Annotated in this window: 16 protein-coding genes; 13 read left to right on the top strand and 3 right to left on the bottom strand. The window is 60.2% G+C overall.

What is annotated here, in order from left to right; translation table 11 throughout:
- Positions 1 to 41: 41 nt before the first annotated feature.
- From ACQKPC_RS13375 to ACQKPC_RS13355, 5 genes are all read left to right on the top strand, one after another.
- Entirely contained in the window at positions 42 to 929 is an 888-nt protein-coding gene (locus ACQKPC_RS13375; protein ID WP_008008106.1) for a 3-keto-5-aminohexanoate cleavage protein, read from the top strand.
- A 214-nt stretch (positions 930 to 1,143) separates the two neighbouring features.
- A complete protein-coding gene (locus tag ACQKPC_RS13370) occupies positions 1,144 to 2,109 on the top strand; it encodes an L-carnitine dehydrogenase (RefSeq protein WP_033060346.1) in 966 nt (321 codons plus the stop codon).
- Positions 2,110 to 2,252: 143 nt separating this feature from the next.
- On the top strand, positions 2,253 to 2,723 hold the full coding sequence (locus tag ACQKPC_RS13365; RefSeq protein ID WP_123497253.1) for a thioesterase family protein: 471 nt from the start codon (positions 2,253 to 2,255) through the stop codon (positions 2,721 to 2,723).
- Positions 2,724 to 2,736: 13 nt separating this feature from the next.
- Positions 2,737 to 3,900 carry a gamma-butyrobetaine dioxygenase gene (locus tag ACQKPC_RS13360; RefSeq protein WP_427625027.1) on the top strand — a complete coding sequence of 388 codons (1,164 nt, stop codon included), beginning with the start codon at positions 2,737 to 2,739 and terminating at the stop codon, positions 3,898 to 3,900.
- A gap of 399 nt (positions 3,901 to 4,299) precedes the next feature.
- On the top strand, positions 4,300 to 4,563 hold the full coding sequence (locus ACQKPC_RS13355) for a hypothetical protein (RefSeq protein ID WP_007907528.1): 264 nt from the start codon (positions 4,300 to 4,302) through the stop codon (positions 4,561 to 4,563).
- A 120-nt stretch (positions 4,564 to 4,683) separates the two neighbouring features.
- Here ACQKPC_RS13355 and ACQKPC_RS13350 read toward each other — a convergent pair whose 3' ends face one another.
- On the bottom strand, positions 4,684 to 5,787 hold the full coding sequence (locus ACQKPC_RS13350) for a GlxA family transcriptional regulator (RefSeq protein WP_008072536.1): 1,104 nt from the start codon (positions 5,785 to 5,787) through the stop codon (positions 4,684 to 4,686).
- Between the two features lie 527 nt (positions 5,788 to 6,314).
- On the bottom strand, positions 6,315 to 7,691 hold the full coding sequence (locus tag ACQKPC_RS13345) for an L-serine ammonia-lyase (RefSeq protein WP_427625026.1): 1,377 nt from the start codon (positions 7,689 to 7,691) through the stop codon (positions 6,315 to 6,317).
- A 437-nt stretch (positions 7,692 to 8,128) separates the two neighbouring features.
- Between ACQKPC_RS13345 and ACQKPC_RS13340 the strand changes: the two genes are divergently transcribed.
- From ACQKPC_RS13340 to choV, 3 genes are all read left to right on the top strand, one after another.
- Positions 8,129 to 9,076 (top strand): choline ABC transporter substrate-binding protein, encoded by a 948-nt coding sequence (locus ACQKPC_RS13340; protein WP_008072543.1) that lies wholly within the window; start codon positions 8,129 to 8,131, stop codon positions 9,074 to 9,076.
- A 65-nt stretch (positions 9,077 to 9,141) separates the two neighbouring features.
- Complete coding sequence (gene choW / locus ACQKPC_RS13335) at positions 9,142 to 9,987, top strand: choline ABC transporter permease subunit (protein WP_007907521.1); 846 nt, start codon at positions 9,142 to 9,144, stop codon at positions 9,985 to 9,987.
- The gene (gene choV / locus ACQKPC_RS13330; protein ID WP_052966693.1) at positions 9,984 to 11,162 is read left to right on the top strand and encodes a choline ABC transporter ATP-binding protein; all 1,179 of its coding nucleotides are present in this window, start codon (positions 9,984 to 9,986) and stop codon (positions 11,160 to 11,162) included. The genes choW and choV overlap by 4 nt, the downstream gene beginning before the upstream one ends.
- 198 nt (positions 11,163 to 11,360) lie before the next feature.
- On the opposite strand, the gene ACQKPC_RS13325 is transcribed toward choV, so the two are convergent.
- Complete coding sequence (locus tag ACQKPC_RS13325; protein WP_427625059.1) at positions 11,361 to 13,310, bottom strand: BCCT family transporter; 1,950 nt, start codon at positions 13,308 to 13,310, stop codon at positions 11,361 to 11,363.
- A gap of 379 nt (positions 13,311 to 13,689) precedes the next feature.
- Between ACQKPC_RS13325 and betI the strand changes: the two genes are divergently transcribed.
- The 5 genes from betI (at position 13,690) to ACQKPC_RS13300 (ending at position 20,840) form a co-directional block, all read left to right on the top strand.
- Complete coding sequence (gene betI, locus ACQKPC_RS13320; RefSeq protein ID WP_427625024.1) at positions 13,690 to 14,283, top strand: transcriptional regulator BetI; 594 nt, start codon at positions 13,690 to 13,692, stop codon at positions 14,281 to 14,283.
- A gap of 107 nt (positions 14,284 to 14,390) precedes the next feature.
- On the top strand, positions 14,391 to 15,863 hold the full coding sequence (gene betB, locus ACQKPC_RS13315) for a betaine-aldehyde dehydrogenase (RefSeq protein WP_427625022.1): 1,473 nt from the start codon (positions 14,391 to 14,393) through the stop codon (positions 15,861 to 15,863).
- A 205-nt stretch (positions 15,864 to 16,068) separates the two neighbouring features.
- On the top strand, positions 16,069 to 17,772 hold the full coding sequence (betA, locus tag ACQKPC_RS13310; protein ID WP_427625021.1) for a choline dehydrogenase: 1,704 nt from the start codon (positions 16,069 to 16,071) through the stop codon (positions 17,770 to 17,772).
- A 276-nt stretch (positions 17,773 to 18,048) separates the two neighbouring features.
- Positions 18,049 to 19,491, top strand: coding sequence for a TldD/PmbA family protein (locus ACQKPC_RS13305; RefSeq protein ID WP_427625020.1), 1,443 nt, complete (start codon positions 18,049 to 18,051; stop codon positions 19,489 to 19,491).
- Complete coding sequence (locus ACQKPC_RS13300; protein ID WP_427625019.1) at positions 19,491 to 20,840, top strand: TldD/PmbA family protein; 1,350 nt, start codon at positions 19,491 to 19,493, stop codon at positions 20,838 to 20,840. Before ACQKPC_RS13305 ends, ACQKPC_RS13300 begins: the two co-directional genes overlap by 1 nt.
- Positions 20,841 to 20,929: the final 89 nt, after the last annotated feature.

Genomic DNA, 20,929 nt, shown 5'->3' with positions numbered 1-20,929 from the left:
CTGAGCCACACCCAAAAATCACGCCTGTAAGGAACCGCCTCATGAACCACGACGTCATCATCACCTGCGCACTCACCGGTGCTGGCGACACGACCGCCAGAAGCCCACACGTGCCGGTCACCCCGAAACAAATCGCCGCGGCCGCCGTGGAAGCCGCCAAGGCCGGCGCTACCGTGGTTCACTGCCACGTTCGCGACCCGCAAACCGGCAAGTTCAGCCGTGACGTGGCGCTGTACCGCGAAGTGATGGAGCGTATCCGCGAGGCCGACGTCGACATCATCGTCAACCTCACCGCCGGCATGGGCGGCGACCTGGAAATCGGCGCGGGCGAGAACCCGATGGAGTTCGGCCCGAACACTGACCTGGTCGGCCCGCTGACCCGTCTCGCCCACGTCGAAGAACTGCTGCCGGAAATCTGCACCCTGGATTGCGGCACCCTGAACTTCGGTGACGGCGACACCATTTACGTCTCCACCCCGGCACAGTTGCGTGCTGGCGCCAAACGCATTCAAGAGCTGGGTGTGAAGGCCGAGCTGGAAATCTTCGACACGGGCCACCTGTGGTTCGCCAAGCAGATGATCAAGGAAGGCCTGCTGGATAACCCGTTGTTCCAGCTGTGCCTGGGCATCCCGTGGGGCGCGCCGGCCGACACCACCACCATGAAAGCCATGGTCGACAACCTGCCGGCCGATGCGGTCTGGGCCGGGTTTGGCATCGGTCGCATGCAAATGCCGATGGCGGCGCAGGCGGTGTTGCTGGGTGGCAACGTGCGGGTCGGTCTGGAAGACAACCTGTGGCTGGACAAGGGCGTATTGGCGACCAACGGCCAACTGGTCGAACGCGCCAGCGAAATCCTCAGCCGCCTCGGCGCCCGCGTTCTGACGCCGGCTGAAGGCCGGGCAAAAATGGGCCTGACCAAGCGCGGTTAACCCCCACCTACACCTAACCCTGTGGGAGCGGGCTTGTGTGGCGAGGGGGCTTGCCCCCGTTGGGTCGCGAAGCGGCCCCAGAACCTGCAGCCGCGGTGTGTCAGCCATACCGCATGCAATGTTTTACGACTGCTACGCAGCCGAACGGGGGCAAGCCCCCTCGCCACACAAGCCCGCTCCCACATTAGGTCACCGAACTATTTAGGACGTCGCCATGAGCTTTATCACTGAAATCAAAACCTTCGCCGCTCTGGGCAGCGGTGTCATCGGCAGCGGCTGGGTGTCCCGTGCCCTCGCCCACGGCCTCGACGTAGTGGCCTGGGATCCGGCGCCCGGTGCCGAAGCGGCCCTGCGCAAGCGCGTCGCCAATGCCTGGGGCGCGCTGGAGAAGCAAGGCCTGGCACCCGGCGCGTCGCAAGATCGTCTGCGCTTTGTCGCCACTATCGAAGAATGCGTTCGCGACGCAGATTTCATTCAGGAAAGTGCTCCCGAACGACTGGACCTGAAACTGGAACTGCATAGCAAAATCAGCGCGGCGGCCAAGCCCAATGCCTTGATCGGCTCCAGCACTTCGGGACTGTTGCCAAGCGAGTTTTACGAGAGTTCGACACACCCGGAACGCTGCGTGGTCGGGCATCCGTTCAACCCGGTTTACCTGCTGCCGTTGGTGGAAGTGGTCGGTGGCAAGAATACCGCGCCGCAAGCGGTTCAAGCGGCAATGAAAGTCTATGAATCCTTGGGCATGCGCCCGCTGCATGTGCGCAAGGAGGTACCCGGTTTTATCGCCGACCGTTTGCTCGAAGCGCTGTGGCGTGAGGCGCTGCATCTGGTTAACGACGGTGTGGCGACCACCGGTGAAATCGACGATGCGATTCGTTTTGGCGCGGGCCTGCGCTGGTCGTTCATGGGTACTTTCCTGACTTACACCCTGGCGGGCGGCGACGCGGGCATGCGGCATTTCATGGCGCAATTCGGGCCGGCGTTGCAGTTGCCCTGGACCTATCTGCCGGCACCGGAGCTGACCGACAAGTTGATTGATGATGTGGTGGATGGCACCAGCGATCAGTTGGGCACGCACAGCATTTCCGCGCTGGAGCGCTATCGTGATGATTGCTTGCTGGCAGTGCTGGAGGCGGTGAAAACCACCAAAGAGAAGCATGGAATGGCGTTTAGCGAGTAACCCCTTGTACTGATCGTTCCCACGCTCTGCGTGGGAATGAATCCTGTGACGCTCTGCGTCACGTCGTCTGGGACGCAGAGCGTCCCGGGCGGCATTCCCACGCAGAGCGTGGGAACGATCATCCACCTGCCGGAACCCCGATCATGCCCACGCTCACCACCTACCAAACCAAAATCATCCCCGATTGGGTCGACTACAACGGCCACCTGCGCGATGCCTTCTATCTGCTGATTTTCAGCTACGCCACCGACGCGCTGATGGATCGACTGGGCATGGACAGCAACAACCGCGAAGCCAGCGGCAACTCGCTGTTCACCCTCGAGCTGCACCTCAACTACCTGCACGAAGTGAAGCTCGATGCCGATGTCGAAGTGCACACCCAGATCATCGGCCATGACCGCAAGCGCCTGCACCTCTACCACAGCCTGCATCTGGTGGGCGGTGACAAGGAGCTGGCGGGCAATGAACAAATGCTGCTGCACGTCGACCTGGCCGGGCCGCGATCCGCACCGTTCAGCGAAGAAACCTTGAGCAAGCTGCAAGCCATTGTCGCCGAGCAAGCCGACCTGCCCGCACCTGCCTTCATCGGCCGAGTGATCGCTTTACCAAAATAACAAGGAGCTCGTCATGAACACCGCCGCCGCTTTTGCCGATTTCCGCACCTATCCGTTGATCAGCGCGTTGACCGCCGTGGACACCCTGGCGGACCGAATTCAAGTGCAGTGGGCGGACGGTCGGGTCAGCCCTTTTCATCATCAATGGCTACGGGATAACTGCCCGTGCCCGCAGTGCGTCTACACGGTGACTCGCGAGCAAGTGCTGGAAATCGTCGATGTCGCGGAAAATCTGATCCCCGACAGCGCTCGAATCGATACCGATGGTTGCCTGTGTGTCGATTGGCAGGACGGCCATCTCAGCCGCTTCGACCCGGGCTGGCTGCGAGCCCACGCCTATGACGACGAAACCCGCGCCGAACGCCGAGCCACCAAACCGAAAAGCAAGCTATGGGACAGCCAGCTGAAGTTGCCGGTGTTCGACTATCAGGCGTTGATGGACGACAACGATGCCTTGCTGCAATGGCTGCTGGCCGTGCGCGACATCGGCCTGACCCAGGTTCGTGGCGTACCGACTGAGTCGGGCTCGCTGAAGCTGATCGCCCAGCGGATTTCGTTCATCCGCGAGAGCAATTTCGGTGTGCTGTTCAACGTGCAATCCAAGGCCGACGCCGACAGCAATGCCTACACCGCCTTCAACTTGCCGCTGCACAGCGATCTGCCCACTCGGGAGCTGCAACCGGGGCTGCAATTTCTGCACTGCCTGGTCAATGACGCCGACGGTGGCGAGAGCATTTTCGTCGACGGTTTTGCCATCGCCCAAGCCTTGCGCCAGGAAAATCCCGAGGCGTTTCAAGCCTTGTGTGAAATTCCCGTGGAGTTCCGCAACAAGGACCGCCACAGCGACTACCGCTGCCTGGCGCCGATCATCGCCCTGGATGCGTTCGGGCAGGTGTCGGAAATCCGTATGGCAAACTTTCTGCGCGGGCCGTTCGATGCTTCAGTCGAGCAGATGCCCAAGCTGTATCGCGCTTACCGGCGCTTCATTGCGATGACCCGCGAGGCGCGCTTCCGGGTGATGACGCGGCTCAAACCCGGTGAGCTGTGGTGCTTCGACAACCGCCGCACCCTGCACGCCCGCAACGCTTTCGACCCCGCTACCGGCGCCCGGCATTTCCAGGGTTGCTATGTTGATCGGGATGAATTGCTGTCGCGGATTTTGGTGTTGCAACGCTAGACCGCGTCATCGTTCATCGCGAGCAGGCTCGCTCCCACATTGGATTTGTGTCGTACACAAATAATGAGGCCGCTGCAGGTCACCTGTGGGAGCGAGCCTGCTCGCGATGGCGCCCGCCCAGACACCAAGTTTCCAGCTGATTCACAGGCAAAAAAAACCCCGATCAAGCCGTGACAGGATCGGAGCTGAGGAGGGTACTGTTGAGGAGCTGTTGCGCGAGGGTGACCAAACCTTCGTGAAGCCAGCTGAATCCAGTGTGCCCATTCCCATGCATGGCAAGTTAGCCGAAAACGACCTGTTCATAGGTATTGCGGCCATTGCGACAAATCGTCCTTGCCGCCATCCCCAGCCCCTACCAGAATCGAGCCACGACACCGTTCCCTGAAGAAGGATTGCGTCATGATGCACGCCGATTTGATTGACCAGGAAGACCTGTTGGGCCAGCTAAAATCGTTGGGTTTTCAAGTACCCAGCGGCTCCACAGCCGAGCAGGCTTGCGAGTGTGCGGTGCGAGGCTTGAACGATGAGCGGGCGATGACGCTGCGCACTATGGTGAAGCAGATGTACACCAGCAGCGCGACCATCCTGCCGGCCGTGCGCCAGGCGATCGACAAGCAATTGCTGCCGGCGTTGGCGGCGTATCAGCAGAGCCGTAGCGCCTGATAGTGATCGTTCCCGCGATCTGCGTGGGAATGCAGCCCGGGACGCTCCGCGTCCCTGCCGAAGCGGACGCAGAGCGTCCATTGAGGCATTCCCACGCAGAGCGTGGGAACGATCAGAGCATCAAAGCCTTACGCTCGCGAAGGTCGATTCATTACGCGCCTGACTCAACGCCGACAGCGGCCCGGACAATGGCGACAGCACCAGCGCTTGCGGCAGCGGCATCATCGCCACTTGTTGTGTGGTGTTGGAACCCACGCGCTCGTCGCGCGGCGGAATGCCGAAGTATTCGCGGTAGCACTTGGAGAAGTGCGGCGTAGACACGAAACCACACACCGACGCCACTTCGATGATCGACATCGGCGTTTGCTTGAGCAGTTGCCGAGCGCGGATCAGGCGCAGTTTCAGGTAGTAACGCGACGGCGAGCAGTGCAGGTATTTCTGGAACAACCGCTCCAGCTGACGACGCGAAACAGCGACGTACACCGCCAGTTCGTCGAGGTCGATCGGCTCTTCGAGGTTGGCTTCCATCAACGCCACGATTTCCTGAAGCTTCGGCTGGTTGGTGCCGAGCATGTGCTTGAGCGGCACGCGCTGGTGATCCTGCTCGTTGCGGATGCGCTCGTAGACAAACATTTCCGAGATCGCGGCCGACAGTTCACGACCGTGATCGCGGCTGATCAGGTGCAGCATCATGTCCAGCGGCGCGGTGCCACCGGAGCTGGTGAAACGGTTGCGATCGAGGGTGAACAGACGGGTACTCATGGCCACCCGCGGGAAAGCTTCCTGCATCGACGCCAGGCATTCCCAGTGCACGCTGCAATCGAAACCGTCCAGCAGGCCCGCGCAAGCCAGGGCCCAGCTGCCGGTGCAGACCGCGCCGAGACGACGGTGCTGACGCGCCTGGCTTTGCAGCCACGACACGTGTTCACGGGTAACAGTACGCTGAATACCGATGCCGCCGCAGACAATGACAGTGTCCAGGGGAGGCGCTTTGTGCATGGAGGCGTCGGGAGTGATTTGCAGTCCGTCACTGGCCCAGACTTGACCGCCATCGACGGTGAGTGTGGTCCAGCGATACAGCTCGCGGCCGGACAATTGGTTGGCCATGCGCAGAGGTTCTACTGCAGAGGCCAGAGAAATAAGCGTGAAATTGTCCAGCAGCAAAAAGCCGATGGATTGAGGCGCACGGTTCTGGGGTTGGGCCCCGGAGTTGAACGTCGTCATCGCGGTATCTCCTCACACAAAGCGGGTGATGGCCTCAGGCGGAGGCTCTTTTTATTGCCATCGTTCTCGCGTGGGAGACGGGCTTTGTAATGACAGAGCAATTGCCATGCCTAAATTTGAATGCGTGTTCAATAACTCCTGAAAACGACGTCGCGATGCGTCTAGATATGGCGCGCAGAGATAAGAGGTCATAAGTGCCATTAGAGGCCGCAAACCCGCTACCCCGTTGCCTGTGAGCAAATCGGTAGCACTTGTGGGAACAGGGCTGCGACGCTCCTGGGGAGAGTGTCACCGCAAGCACAGGTGACGGACGGTCAGGGCCGGTTTGGATCCCTGACCTTGGGTGAGGCGCATATCTGTAAGCGACGCGCCAAAACGTGGCGCGTTTTGGTGCGAGTGTTCACTTGCCGCGCAGTTTTGACTGGTCTGAAGCTATCGCGAGCAGGCTCGCTCCCACATTGGATTTGTGAATCACACAGATCAACTGTGGGAGCGAGCCTGCTCGCGATTGGGGGGGCAACCCGGTCTCAACACTCGACCGCGCTAACCGCCAACCCACCGCGCGATGTCTCTTTATATTTGTCATGCATGTCGGCACCGGTATCACGCATGGTGCGGATCACCCGGTCCAGCGAGATAAAGTGCTGACCGTCGCCGCGCAGCGCCATCTGCGCCGCGTTGATCGCTTTCACCGCGGCAATCGCATTGCGCTCGATGCACGGCACTTGCACCAGGCCACCCACTGGGTCGCAGGTCAGGCCGAGGTTGTGTTCCAGGCCGATTTCCGCCGCGTTGCACAATTGCTCCGGTGTGGCCCCGAGAATCTCCGCCAACCCGGCCGCCGCCATGGCGCAGGCCGAACCAACTTCACCCTGGCAACCGACTTCGGCACCGGAGATCGAGGCGTTCTTCTTGCACAGAATCCCCACCGCCGCGGCACTGAGGAAGTAATCGACCACATTGGCGTCGGTCACTGCCTCGCTGAACTTCATGAAGTAGTGCAACACCGCCGGAATGATCCCCGCCGCGCCGTTGGTCGGCGCCGTAACCATGCGCCCGCCAGCAGCGTTTTCTTCGTTGACCGCCAGGGCGAACAGGTTGACCCACTCCATGGCGCTCAGGGTCGAGCCGATCACGTTGGGCTTGTTCAGTTCTTGCAGGCTGCGGTGCAATTTGGCCGCGCGACGACGCACATTCAGGCCACCTGGCAAGATGCCTTCGTGCTTGAGGCCTTGCTCCACGCAATCTTGCATCGCACGCCAGAGTTTCATCAGGCCGGCGCGAATTTCCTCTTCGCTGCGCCAGACTTTCTCGTTGGCCATCATCAACTCTGCAACGCGCAGGTTGTGCTGCTTGCAGAGACTGAGCAGCTCGACGGCACTGGAGAAGTCGTAAGGCAGCACGGTGCGATCCAGATCCACCACGCCGCTGGAAGCCTGTGCCTCATCGACGACAAAACCGCCGCCGATGGAATAGTAGGTGTCGCGATGCAGTTCACCGTGATCGCCTTCGGCAACCAGGGTCATCGCGTTGGGATGGAATGGCAGGTTCTCGTCGATCAGGCGCATGTCCCGGGCCCAGATAAACGGGACCGACAAGCGACCGTCGAGCAATAGCGTGTTGGTTTCACGCAGGGCCTCGATGCGGATGCCGATTTGCGACGGATCGATCGCGTCCGGCCATTCGCCCATCAACCCCATGATCACCGCGTTGTCGCTGCCATGACCGATGCCGGTGGCCGAAAGCGACCCATAAAGCTGAACTTCAACGCGACACACCTGCTCCAAAAGTCCCTGTTCACGCAAACCTTGCACGAACAGCGCCGCGGCGCGCATGGGCCCCACGGTGTGCGAACTGGAAGGGCCGATGCCGATTTTGAACAAGTCGAAAACGCTGATAGCCATTACTGCTGAACTCCTGGATGTGCCTGCTCCAGGCGCAAAAGCGCCCAGTGACGGAGCTGCTACGCTCAAGCTGCAATCCGCCGAGATGGCCGCATCATCAGGCTTTTGTCATGTCGTTCAACGTCTCACACCGACGCACTCATGCCCGCTAGCGCCGCAAGCCGCTTACGCAGTGTTTTCGCCGTTTTTTTGCGGATCAGCGGGGCAAAACGGGCTGAAAAAAGCTGTAAACGACGTTACCGACACTGGATGCGACCATCCCTGTACTGGTTACGACGCACCCTGTAGGCGTCAGATTTTCACTGGTACATGATCGTATCGACTCGATTGCTAGGCGCCGTGGTAGAGATGTCTCCAAAACGCCATCCAACCGCAACAGATAAGTGCGGTGGTCCAGTCGGAACACTGCCAAAAAAAACACCAAGGAGTCGCCCCTTATGAAAGGTTCCCCGTCGTTGTTGTTGGCCGCCATGCTGAGTCTGCCGTTTCTGGCTCAAGCCGCAGAACCGGCCCAATGCAGCACCGTAAACTTCTCCGATGTCGGCTGGACGGACATTACCGTCACTACCGCCACCACCAGCGTCGTTCTCGATGCCCTGGGCTACAAGACCAAGACCACGATGATTTCCGTGCCGGTGACCTACAAGTCCCTGGCCGACGGCAAGAACATGGACGTATTCCTCGGTAACTGGATGCCGACCATGGAAAACGACATCAAGGCCTACCGCGATGCCGGCACCGTGGACACGCTGCGCGCTAATCTGGAAAACGCAAAATACACACTCGCCGTCCCCGAAGAGTTGTATAACAAAGGTCTGAAAGATTTCGCCGACATCGCCAAGTTCAAGAAAGAACTCGACGGCAAGATCTATGGCATCGAACCGGGTAACGACGGCAACCGCCTGATCCAGAGCATGATCGACAAGAACGCCTTCGGCCTGAAAGACGCCGGCTTCAAGGTGGTCGAGTCCAGCGAGGCAGGCATGCTCTCGCAAGTCGATCGCGCCCAGCGCCGCAACACCGCCGTAGTGTTCCTGGGCTGGGAACCGCACCCGATGAACACGCGATTCAAGATGAAGTACCTGACCGGCGGCGACGAATACTTCGGCCCGAACTTCGGCCAGGCGACCATCTACACCAACACCCGCAAGGGTTACGCACAGGAGTGCAGCAACGTTGGTCAGTTGCTGAAAAACCTGGTGTTTACCCTCGACATGGAAAGCACGCTGATGGGCAACGTCCTGGACGACAAAATGAAGCCTGATGCGGCCGCCAAGGCCTGGCTGAAAAAGAATCCACAGGTACTCGATACCTGGCTTGCTGGCGTGACCACCATTGACGGTAAACCTGGCCTGGAGGCCGTAAAAGCCAAGCTTGCGCAGTAATGCTTACGCCGGGCGAGTTCGCTCGCCCGGGCTGTTTATTCCCTTGCATGCGGACGTTCACTACCATGCTGATTGATCAGAAAATACCTTTAGGCCAGTACATCGCGGGCTTCGTTGAATGGTTGACGCAAAACGGCGCCAGCACCTTCGACGCAATCGCCGTGTCACTGGAAACGATGATCCACGGCGTGACTTTTGCGCTGACCTGGTTCAACCCGCTGGCATTGATCGGCCTCATCGCGCTACTGGCACACTTCATCCAACGCAAATGGGGCCTGACCGTTTTCGTCATCGCCTCCTTTCTGCTGATCCTCAATCTGGGGTACTGGCAGGAAACCATGGAAACCCTCGCCCAGGTGTTATTCGCCACCCTGGTGTGCGTGCTGATCGGCGTGCCGTTGGGCATCGTCGCCGCGCACAAACCGATGTTCTACACAGTGATGCGGCCGGTGCTCGATCTGATGCAGACCGTGCCAACCTTCGTGTACCTCATTCCTACCCTGACCCTCTTCGGTCTGGGTGTGGTCCCGGGTCTGATTTCGACGGTGGTGTTCGCGATTGCCGCGCCCATCCGCCTGACCTACCTGGGTATCCGCGATGTTCCGGACGAACTGATGGACGCCGGCAAGGCCTTTGGCTGCTCGCGCCGTCAGCTGCTCTCGCGAATCGAACTGCCCCACGCCATGCCAAGCATCGCGGCCGGTATCACCCAGTGCATCATGCTGTCGTTGTCGATGGTGGTGATTGCGGCACTGGTGGGCGCCGATGGCCTGGGCAAACCCGTGGTCAACGCACTGAACACTGCTGATATCGCCCTGGGCTTCGAAGCAGGCCTGGCGATCGTACTGCTGGCGATCATGCTCGACCGTATCTGCAAACAACCCGACGCTAAAGTAGGGGGTGACGCATGAGCATTATTCGCTTCGAAGACGTGGACGTGATCTTCTCCAAAGACCCGCGCGAGGCGCTCAAACTCCTCGACCAGGGCATGACCCGCAACGAGATTCTGAAAAAGACCGGGCAAATCGTCGGTGTCGAAAAGGCCAGCCTGGACGTCGAAAAAGGTGAAATCTGCGTACTGATGGGCCTGTCCGGCTCCGGTAAATCCAGCCTGTTGCGCTGCATCAACGGCCTCAACACCGTCAGCCGTGGCAAGTTGTTCGTCGAGCACGAAGGCAAGCAGATCGACATCGCCTCGTGCACGCCGGCGGAACTGAAAATGATGCGCACCAAGCGCATCGCGATGGTGTTCCAGAAGTTCGCCCTGATGCCTTGGCTGACGGTGCGCGAGAACATCAGCTTCGGTCTGGAAATGCAGGGCCGGCCGGAGAAGGAACGGAAAAAACTGGTCGATGAAAAACTCGAACTGGTGGGCCTGACCCAGTGGCGCAACAAGAAACCCAATGAGCTCTCCGGTGGTATGCAACAGCGTGTCGGCCTGGCCCGAGCGCTGGCGATGGACGCCGACATTCTGCTGATGGACGAACCGTTCTCGGCCCTCGACCCGCTGATTCGCCAAGGTCTGCAAGACGAACTGCTGGAGCTGCAACGCAAACTGAGCAAGACCATCGTTTTCGTGAGTCACGACCTCGATGAAGCCCTGAAGCTCGGCAGCCGTATCGCCATCATGAAAGACGGCCGGATCATCCAGTACAGCAAACCGGAAGAAATCGTGCTGAACCCTGCGGACGATTACGTGCGCACCTTCGTCGCCCACACCAATCCGCTGAACGTATTGTGTGGTCGCAGCCTGATGCGCACCCTGGATAACTGCAAACGCATCAACGGTTCGGTGTGCCTGGATCCGGGCGGCGATTCGTGGCTGGACCTGGCCGAAGGCAACACCATCAAAGGCGCACGCCAGAACGGTTCGAGCCTGGACCTGCAGAACTGGATACCGGGGCAAGCGGTTGAAGGTTTGGGCCGTCGGCCAACATTGGTGGATTCCAACATCGGCATGCGCGATGCGTTGCAGATTCGTTACCAGACCGGCAATAAGCTGGTGCTGCACGACAACAACAAGGTTGTCGGGATTCTCGGTGACAGCGAGCTGTACCACGCGCTGCTCGGCAAGAACCTGGGGTAAGAAGCAGCAGACACAAAAACGCCGCGAGAGATCGCGGCGTTTTTGTTTATGGGATATCGGGTAATGCAGTGTTGGAGTTGAAGACCCCATCGCCAGCAGGCTGGCTCCCACATTGGAATGCATTCTCTTGTGGGAGCCAGCCTGCTGGCGATGAAGCCGACGCGGTGCTTCGGACCGAAACACCGCGTCCTCGATTACTCAGCTATAAACCCGGCCAAGCAGCTGCCGATGGCTTTCAAACTGATCGAGCACGTCACGAGTGATCTGATCCTGAGTGAAGCCCATCAGGTCGTAATCCTGGCTGCCGTTATGCAGGTACACCTCGGCGCGGTAGTAACGTGCGCGCGGTTCATCAGCGCTTTCAGCAGACACCGTGTCACTCGCCGCCGCCAGATAACCATCCAGGCTCACTTCGTAGACAAAAGGGTTGCCCTCTTCCATCTCGATCCGCACACCCATGCAGCGCTTGGCCTTGCCCAGCAACGTCTGCACATCCAGGCCCTGAGCACGCAATTGCACAGCCGCGTCTTCCAGCGCCGGGCTGACTTGCTTGTCCATGAAACGCTGAACAATCGACTGGTTCGGTTGCAGATCCAGCTGGGTCAGACGCTCGCTGAAACCACGACGACCACGCGCCGCCAGTTCCGCTTGCTCCTGTTCGATTTGCACGTCCTGGCGCATGGCCTTGTGCAAGCCGAACATGAAGAACACCAGCACTACCGAGAACGGCAGCCCCGCCAGCACCACCATGGTTTGCATGGCTTCGAAGTTACCGGCGAACAACAGACCGATGGTCACCAGGGTGATCACTGCCGACCAGAAAATCCGCAGCCAGTGCGGCGCATCTTCGTCAACATTGCCGCCCTTGCAGGAAAGGTTGGCCATCATCACCGCGCCGGAATCCGCCGGGGTCAGGAACAGCACGAAGCCGACAAAAATCGACACGCCGATCACGATCTTCGACGCAGGGTAATGCTCAAGCAACTGGTATATCGCCATCGACGGCTGTTCCAGCGCCGTCTTCCCGAGTTCCACCGCCCCATGGTTCATCACCAGGTCCAGGGCCGAGTTACCGAAGATCGACAGCCATGCCAGGGTGAAGCCCAGCGGAATCAGCAACACACCGGCCACCAACTCACGCACCGTGCGACCACGGGAAATACGCGCGATGAACATGCCGACGAATGGGGCCCAGGAAATCCACCAGGCCCAGTAGAACAGAGTCCACAGGCCCAGCCAGCGGTCAGACTTCTCACTGTCGCCTTCATACACATAGAGGTCGAACGTCTTCAGCACCACGCCATTCAGGTAGTCGCCGATGTTCTGCACAAAGCCGTTGAGCAGGTGCAAGGTCGGGCCGAACAGCAGCACGAAAATCAGCAGACCGCTGAACAGCACGATATTTAGGTTGGACAGCCGGCGAATACCGTTTTCCACGCCAGACACAGCGGCGATGGTCGCCACGGTGCTCATCACGATGATAACGATCAGCAGGTTGGTGTTGCTGTGCTCCATGCCGAACAGGTTTTCCAGCCCAGATGACACTTGCAGCGAACCGATCCCCAGGTTCGTCACCAGCCCCAGCAGGGTCACGAACATCCCGAAGCCGTCCACCGCATGACCGGCCGCGCCTTTGACCCAACGCTCGCCGACCAGCGGATACAGCGCCGACCGCAACGCCAGCGGCTGGTTATGACGGTAAGCAAAGTACGCCACGGCCAGGCCGACCAGTGCGTAGATCGCCCAGCCATGCAGACCCCAATGCAGGAATGTCAGTTGCACCGCCTGACGGGCCGCAAGGTTGCTGCCGGCCACGCCTTCCGGCGGATTGAAATAATGATCCAGCGGCTCGGAAGCACCGAAGTACAGCAAGGAAATGCCGATACCCGACGAGAACAGCATCCCCGCCCAGGCGCCATAGCTGAAGTCCGGGGTGTCGTCCTTGCTGCCCAGCTTAAGCTTGCCGTAGGACGAAAACGCCAGGCCAACCACAAAAACCAGGTAGGCGGCGATCACCACCATGTAGTACCAGCCGAAGCTACGGGACAACCAGGCCTGGGCAATGCCGAGCATTCTGCCGGCCTCTTGCGGGGCGATGATCAGAATGGCGGTCAACAGCAGAATCAACACGGTAGAGGTGTAAAACACCCAACCGTTGACCGTCACCTTCTCGGGTGGGGTCTTTATTAGAGAGGCAGAACTCATGGCACAGATGCTCCAGGCAGTGCGAGAGAAAAACACAAGGCAACGCGTTACCCGACCATTCGGTTAGTTGGCAGCCGACCAGCGGGTGATATAAAGACAGCCCGAAAAAAGCCCGAAACCCCTGAACGCCTGAGCGTGTGGGTTTCGAGCATTTTCAGATGTCGTTTTTCCGCCAACTACGCGTAGGAAAAACCTGTAGGCAGCGACGAATTGTCGCAGATCTTATTCTTTGTTGATTGAACGTTCAATCAAAACAAAATAGACTGGCCTTCAATCCGATAGACGTTTTACGTCTGCCGGAAGGCCTAAGGAGATGTGCAAGATGCCCAAGGTCGGTATGCAACCCATCCGCCGCCAGCAATTGATCGAAGCCACATTACAGGCTGTCGATCGGGTCGGCATGGGGGACGCCAGCATTGCGCTGATCGCCCGTTTGGCCGGTGTCTCGAATGGCATCATCAGTCACTACTTTCAGGACAAGAACGGCCTGATCGCCGCCACGGCGCAGTATCTGATGAGTGTCCTCAGCGAGAACGTCACCGCGCGCCGTCAGGCGCTGGAGGACACCAGCCCACGGGCTCACCTTCAGGTGATTATCGAAGGCAACTTCGACGCCAGCCAGGTCAATGGCCCGGCAATGAAAACCTGGCTGGCCTTCTGGGCCACCAGCATGCACCACCCGTCTTTGCACCGGTTGCAGCGGATCAACGATCACCGTCTGTATTCCAACCTGTGCTGCCAGTTCCGCCGTGTATTGCCGCTCGATGACGCGCGCAGTGCAGCTCGAGGTCTGGCAGCTCTCATCGACGGTTTGTGGTTGCGCGGCGCGCTGTCGGGAGATGCTTTCGACACCGGGCAGGCGCACCAGATCGCTTACGAATACATGGATTTCCAACTGGCCAAGCAGGTGAGTTAGAGCACACAGAACCGCTCAGCACCTGAACCGCTACCGACCGCGACGCCACTGCTACACGGCTCGCCCGGTGGTTAACGCCAACTAACTTATGCACTTGCGAGGACTTTATGGCCCGTTTCGAACTGCAAAAACTCTACATCGATGGCGGCTACAGTGACGCCAGCAGCGACGCCACTTTCGAAGCCATCAACCCGGCTAACGGTGAAGTCCTCGCAACCGTACAACGTGCTACCAAGGAAGACGTTGAGCGCGCTGTGGTCAGCGCCGAAAAGGGCCAGAAAATCTGGGCTGCGATGACTGCCATGGAGCGTTCGCGCATCCTGCGTCGTGCCGTGGACATCCTGCGTGAGCGCAACGATGAACTGGCCGCCCTGGAAACCCTGGACACCGGCAAGGCGTACTCCGAAACCCGTTACGTCGACATCGTTACCGGCGCTGACGTGCTGGAGTACTACGCAGGCCTGGTGCCGGCCATCGAAGGCGAGCAGATTCCGCTGCGCACCACGTCTTTCGTCTACACCCGTCGCGAGCCGCTGGGCGTCGTGGCCGGTATCGGCGCGTGGAACTACCCGATCCAGATCGCTTTGTGGAAATCCGCACCGGCCCTGGCAGCCGGTAACGCAATGATCTTCAAGCCAAGCGAAGTCACCTCCCTGACTACCCTGAAACTGGCCGAGATCTACACCGAAGCGGGCCTGCCAGCCGGTGTGTTCAACGTGCTGACCGGCAGTGGCCGTGAAGTCGGCACCTGGTTGACCGAGCACCCACGCATCGAAAAAATTTCCTTCACCGGCGGCACCGACACCGGCAAGAAGGTGATGGCCAGCGCTTCCGCCTCGTCGCTGAAAGACGTGACCATGGAACTGGGCGGTAAATCCCCGCTGATCATCTTCGACGACGCCGACCTGGATCGCGCCGCCGACACCGCGATGATGGCCAACTTCTACAGCTCCGGTCAGGTCTGCACCAACGGCACTCGTGTGTTCGTACCGAGCCACCTGAAAGCTGCGTTCGAAGCCAAGATCGTTGAGCGCGTTGCCCGTATTCGCGTCGGTAACCCGGAAGACGAAAACACCAACTTCGGCCCGCTGGTCAGCTTCGCCCACATGGAAAGCGTGCTGGGTTACATCGCCAAAGGTAAGGAAGAAGGCGCTCGCGTTCTGTGCGGCGGCAGCCGTCTGACCGAAGGCGAATTCGCCAAAGGCGCGTTCGTGGCACCGACCGTGTTCACCGACTGCACCGACGAGATGACCATCGTTCGCGAAGAAATCTTCGGCCCGGTGATGAGCATCCTGACCTACGAAACCGAAGAAGAAGTGATCCGTCGCGCCAACGACACCGAGTTCGGCCTGGCCGCTGGTGTCGTTACCAAAGACCTGAACCGCGCTCACCGTGTGATCCATCAACTGGAAGCCGGTATCTGCTGGATCAACGCCTGGGGTGAGTCCGACGCCAAGATGCCGGTCGGCGGCTACAAGCAGTCGGGCGTGGGTCGTGAGAACGGCATCAGCTCGCTGAACAACTTCACACGCATCAAATCGGTACAGGTCGAACTGGGCGATTACGCCTCGGTTTTCTAAAGCCCTGCGAGGTCTCTGTGGCGAGGGGGCTTGCCCCCGTTGGGCGGCGAAGCCGCCCCCTCTCCAGACACCGCAAGTCTTCAGATAGAAAGTGGTCGCAGATTCTACGACTGCTGCGCAGCCGAACGGGGGCAAGCCCCCTCGCCACAGTTGCACGGCGTCCAGGCGACCGCGACCTGACCCAATACCAAAGAGGGTGCATTCAATGTCCCAAGAATTCGATTACATCATCATCGGTGCCGGCTCGGCCGGTAACACCCTGGCGACCCGTCTGACTGAAGACGAAGGCGTCACCGTCCTGCTGCTCGAAGCGGGCGGCCCGGACTACCGTCTGGATTTCCGCACACAAATGCCGGCCGCCCTGGCGTTCCCGCTGCAAGGTCGTCGCTACAACTGGGCCTATGAAACCGATCCAGAGCCACACATGGACGGTCGCCGGATGGAATGCGGTCGCGGCAAGGGCCTGGGTGGTTCTTCGCTGATCAACGGCATGTGCTACATCCGTGGTAACGCCATGGACTACGACAACTGGTCGAAACTGCCCGGTCTGGAAGACTGGACCTACCTCGACTGCCTGCCGTATTTCCGCAAGGCGGAAACTCGTGACATCGGCCCGAACGACTACCACGGTGGCGACGGTCCGGTCAGCGTGACCACACCGAAAGCCGGCAACAACCCGCTGTTCCACGCGATGGTTGAAGCCGGCGTGCAAGCCGGTTACCCGCGCACCGAAGACCTCAACGGCTACCAGCAAGAAGGTTTCGGCCCGATGGACCGCACCGTGACGCCGAACGGCCGTCGCGCGAGTACCGCTCGCGGTTACCTGGACGTCGCCAAGAAGCGTTCGACCCTGACCATCGTCACCCATGCCCTGACCGACAAGATCCTGTTCGAAGGCAAGCGTGCGGTCGGCGTGCGTTACCTGATCGGCGCCGCTGAAGAGCGCGTTGAAGCCCGCGCCCGCAAAGAAGTACTGCTGTGCTCCGGCGCCATCGCTTCGCCGCAGATTCTGCAACGCTCCGGCGTCGGCCCGGCCGAACTGCTGAAGAAACTCGACATCCCGGTGGTCCACGACCTGCCAGGCGTTGGTGAAAACCTGCAGGATCACCTTGAGCTGTACCTGCAATACGCGTGCACCCAACCGGTCTCGCTGTACCCGTCGCTGCTGCTGCACAACCAGCCGGCCATCGGTGCCGAGTGGCTGTTCAACGGCACCGGTATCGGCGCCAGCAACCAGTTCGAAGCCGGCGGTTTCATTCGCACCCGTCCGGAATTCGATTGGCCGAACATTCAGTACCACTTCTTGCCGGTGGCGATTAACTACAACGGCAGCAATGGTGTGAAAGAGCACGGCTTCCAGGCGCACATGGGCTCCATGCGTTCGCCAAGCCGTGGTCGCATCCAGGCCAAGTCCAAGGATCCGCGCGAGTACCCGAGCATCCTGTTCAACTACATGGCCACCGAGCAGGACTGGCAGGAATTCCGCGATGGCATCCGCCTGACCCGTGAAATCATGCAGCAACCAGCGCTGGACGCCTTCCGTGGCCACGAAATCAGCCCGGGTATCGAGGTGCAAACCGATGAGCAGCTGGACAAGTTCATCCGCGAACACGCCGAAACCGCGTTCCACCCGTCCTGCTCGTGCAAGATGGGCAGCGACGAGATGGCCGTGGTCGATGGCGAAGGTCGTGTGCACGGCATGCAAGCCCTGCGTGTGGTCGATGCCTCGATCATGCCGATCATCACCACCGGCAACCTGAACGCACCAACGATCATGATGGCCGAGAAAATCGCCGACAAGATCCGCGGTCGCAAGCCGCTGCCACGTAGCAAGGCTGCCTACTTCGTGGCCGGCGATGCGCCGGTGCGTGGCAAGCCGTTGCGGGATGTGAGCCTGACCGCGCAGTAAGGAATTTAGACGGCGGCGCGGCCAATCGCGAGCAGGCTCGCTCCCACAGAGTTCAGGTCGAATTACAGATTTGTGATCAACCTGGATCCCCTGTGGGAGCGAGCCTGCTCGCGATAGAGCCCGACCAAACGACGCATAACTTCCTGACTCACCCGGCGTAACCCCCTTCCTCCGCCCTTGATCTACCCCCCGCCCAGGCCTAATCTAGCGCCACGCAAACGCTTCACCCCCTCGCAACACCGATACATCGCAACTCCATACCAAGGAGGTTCCCGAATGTTCGATTTCCACCCCCAGCTCAAGCAGCGCTTCGCTGCCTTGCGCACGGGCGCTGAGTTCTTTTCGCTACGTTATGTACGCGAGTCCGGCCAGTACCTGTCGGTGCGCAAGAACGTCGCCGAACCGCCGAGCCTGAGCCGTGACGAAGGCGCGATGCTGACCGTTCGGGTCAACGGCGTCGAAGCCTATGCCGCGACCAACGACTTGTCCCAATCCGGCCTGCAAGCCGCGCTGGAGAAAGCTGAGCAACAAGCCCGTCGACTCAAGCCTCACGCCCTGCTCGACCTGCGCGAGCAAGCCGTCTCCAGCGACCGCGCCGACTATTTCTCGCCCAACCTCGACCAGCCCTTCCCGTCCCTGAGCGACTGCTACCAACTGCTCGGCGCCGAATCTGCCGCCGTGCCCAAGGACGAGCGACTGGTGAACTGGCAGGCGAGCATCGGCATCACCAACGTCGAGCAAATCTACCTCAACAGTGCCGGTGCCGAATTGCGTCAGGCCCAGCGTTTCGTCTATCCGAGCGTGGACGTCACCGCCTACGACGGCAGCGACAGCCAGACCCGTAGCCTGGGCCGCGAGAACTTCGGCCAGCAGGGCGGCTTTGATGTGATCAGCCGTTGCGGCCTGATCGGTGCTGGCCCGAAAGTCGCCGATCAGGCGCTGCAATTGCTGCTGGCGCCGAACACCCCGCAAGGCCCGCGCGACTTGCTGCTGATGCCCGACCAGATGATGCTGCAGATCCACGAGTCCATCGGTCACCCGCTGGAACTGGACCGCATCCTGGGCGATGAGCGCAATTACGCCGGCACCAGTTTCGTCAAGGCAGAAGACTTCGGCAGCCTGCAATACGGCTCCGAACTGCTCAACGTCACGTTCGACCCGGACATCCCCGAGCAACTCGCCAGCTACGGCCATGACGACGACGGCAGCGCTGCCAGCAAGCAATTCCTGATTAAAGAAGGTTTGCTGCTGCGCCCATTAGGCGGAGCACTTTCACAATTCCGGGCCAGCATGGAGGGCGTCGCCAACAGCCGCGCCTGTGGTTGGAACCGTCCGCCGATCGACCGTATGGCCAACCTCAACATCGAGCCCGGCGATCAGCCGCTTGAGCAACTGATCGGCAATATCGAGCACGGCATTTTGATGAGCACCAACCGTTCGTGGTCCATCGACGATGCGCGCAACAAATTCCAATTCGGTTGCGAATGGGGCCAGTTGATCGAAAATGGCGAACTCAAAGGCGTGGTGAAAAACCCGAACTACCGGGCGATTTCCGCGCAGTTCTGGAAAAGCCTCAGCGCTGTCGGCGATGCCAACACCGTCAAAGTGCTAGGCACGCCGAACTGCGGCAAGGGCGAACCGAACCAGGTGATCCGCGTCGGTCACGCGTCGCCGGCCTGTGTGTTCAGCAATGTGGATGTGTTTGGGGGAGATGCCTGATGAGTACTGCCACGAGCACTTCAAATAGCCAGGCCGAGTCGTTCAAGGCCCTGGTCAACTGGTTGCGCGATGCGCTGCGCACACCGGAGCAATTCACCCTCAGCTACGCCGCCGAGTCGTCGGCTTTCGTGCGTTTCAACCACGCCAAGGTCCGTCAGGCCGGGCAGGTGCAGCAAGCGAGTGTCGGGTTCAAATTGATTAACGATGGTCGTCATGCCGATCTGAATATCACCCTGTCGGGCGACCACGAAGTTGATCTTCAGCGTCTGGCCGAAGGTCTGCAACAGTTGCGCGAAACCTTGCCACTGTTGCCTCAGGATCCATACCTGCTGCTTAACCAGAACGACTGGCAGAGCAACAACGTGCAGGAGCATCCGCTGCCGGACACCGAGCAAGTGGTCGCTGAAATCACTCAGGCTGCCGAAGGGCTGGATCTGGTCGGTTTCTATGCCGCCGGGCCGATCAGTCGCGGTTTCGCCAGTTCCTCAGGCGCGTTCGGCTGGCATCAGGCCAACAGCTTCAACTTCGATTTCAGCCTGTTTCATGAAAACGGTCAGGCGGTGAAAGCCAGCTATGCCGGGCACGACTGGAGCAGCGAAGGCTTTGCCAGGCGCTTCCAGCAGGCCCGCGAGCAGTTGGCGTTTCTGGGTCGGCCATTGCGCACGCTACCGCCCGGCGAATACCGCGCCTACCTGGCGCCGGCAGCGCTGGAAGAAATCATGGGCATGCTGAGCTGGGGCGGGTTTTCGGCCCAGGCGATTGCCAGCAAGCAGAGCCCATTGCAGAAGTTCTACGCCAGCGAAGCCTGCTTCAGCCCCAACGTATGGTTGAGTGAGCAGGTCAGCGGTTCCTTGAGCCCGGCGTTTTCCGACGAAGGTTATCCCCGCGATGACCTGGGGTTGATCGCCAAAGGCATGGCCAATGCCCGACTGATCAACTCCCGCAGCGCTGCCGAATACGACCTCACTGCCAACGGCGCGAGCAGCCATGAATACCCGACGGCGCTCGTCATGCAAGGCGGCAATCTGGAGCAGGCGGACATCCTCAAGCGCCTCGGCACCGGGCTCTACATCAGTAACCTGTGGTACCTGAACTACTCGGACCAACCGGCGGCGCGCCTGACCGGCATGACGCGGTTTGCGACTTTCTGGGTCGAGAACGGCGAAATTCAGGCACCGGTCAGCACCATGCGGTTTGATGACAGCGTCTACAGCCTGCTCGGTTCGCAGCTCGAAGCGTTGACCGAGGAGCGTGAATTGCTGCTTTCGGCCAGCACCTACAGTCAGCGAGCGACTGCTTCGGCACTGTTGCCGGGCGCGCTCGTCAGCCGACTTACGTTGACGCTCTGACACAGATCGTTCCCACGCTCTGCGTGGGAACGCCGCCCGGGACGCTCCGCGTCCCATTGCAGGCGTGACGCAGAGCGTCACAGGATGCA

The sequence above is a fragment of the Pseudomonas sp. NPDC089918 genome, assembly GCF_050280605.1.
GTDB lineage: Bacteria > Pseudomonadota > Gammaproteobacteria > Pseudomonadales > Pseudomonadaceae > Aquipseudomonas.
This window is presented reverse-complemented; position numbering and strand designations above follow the sequence as displayed.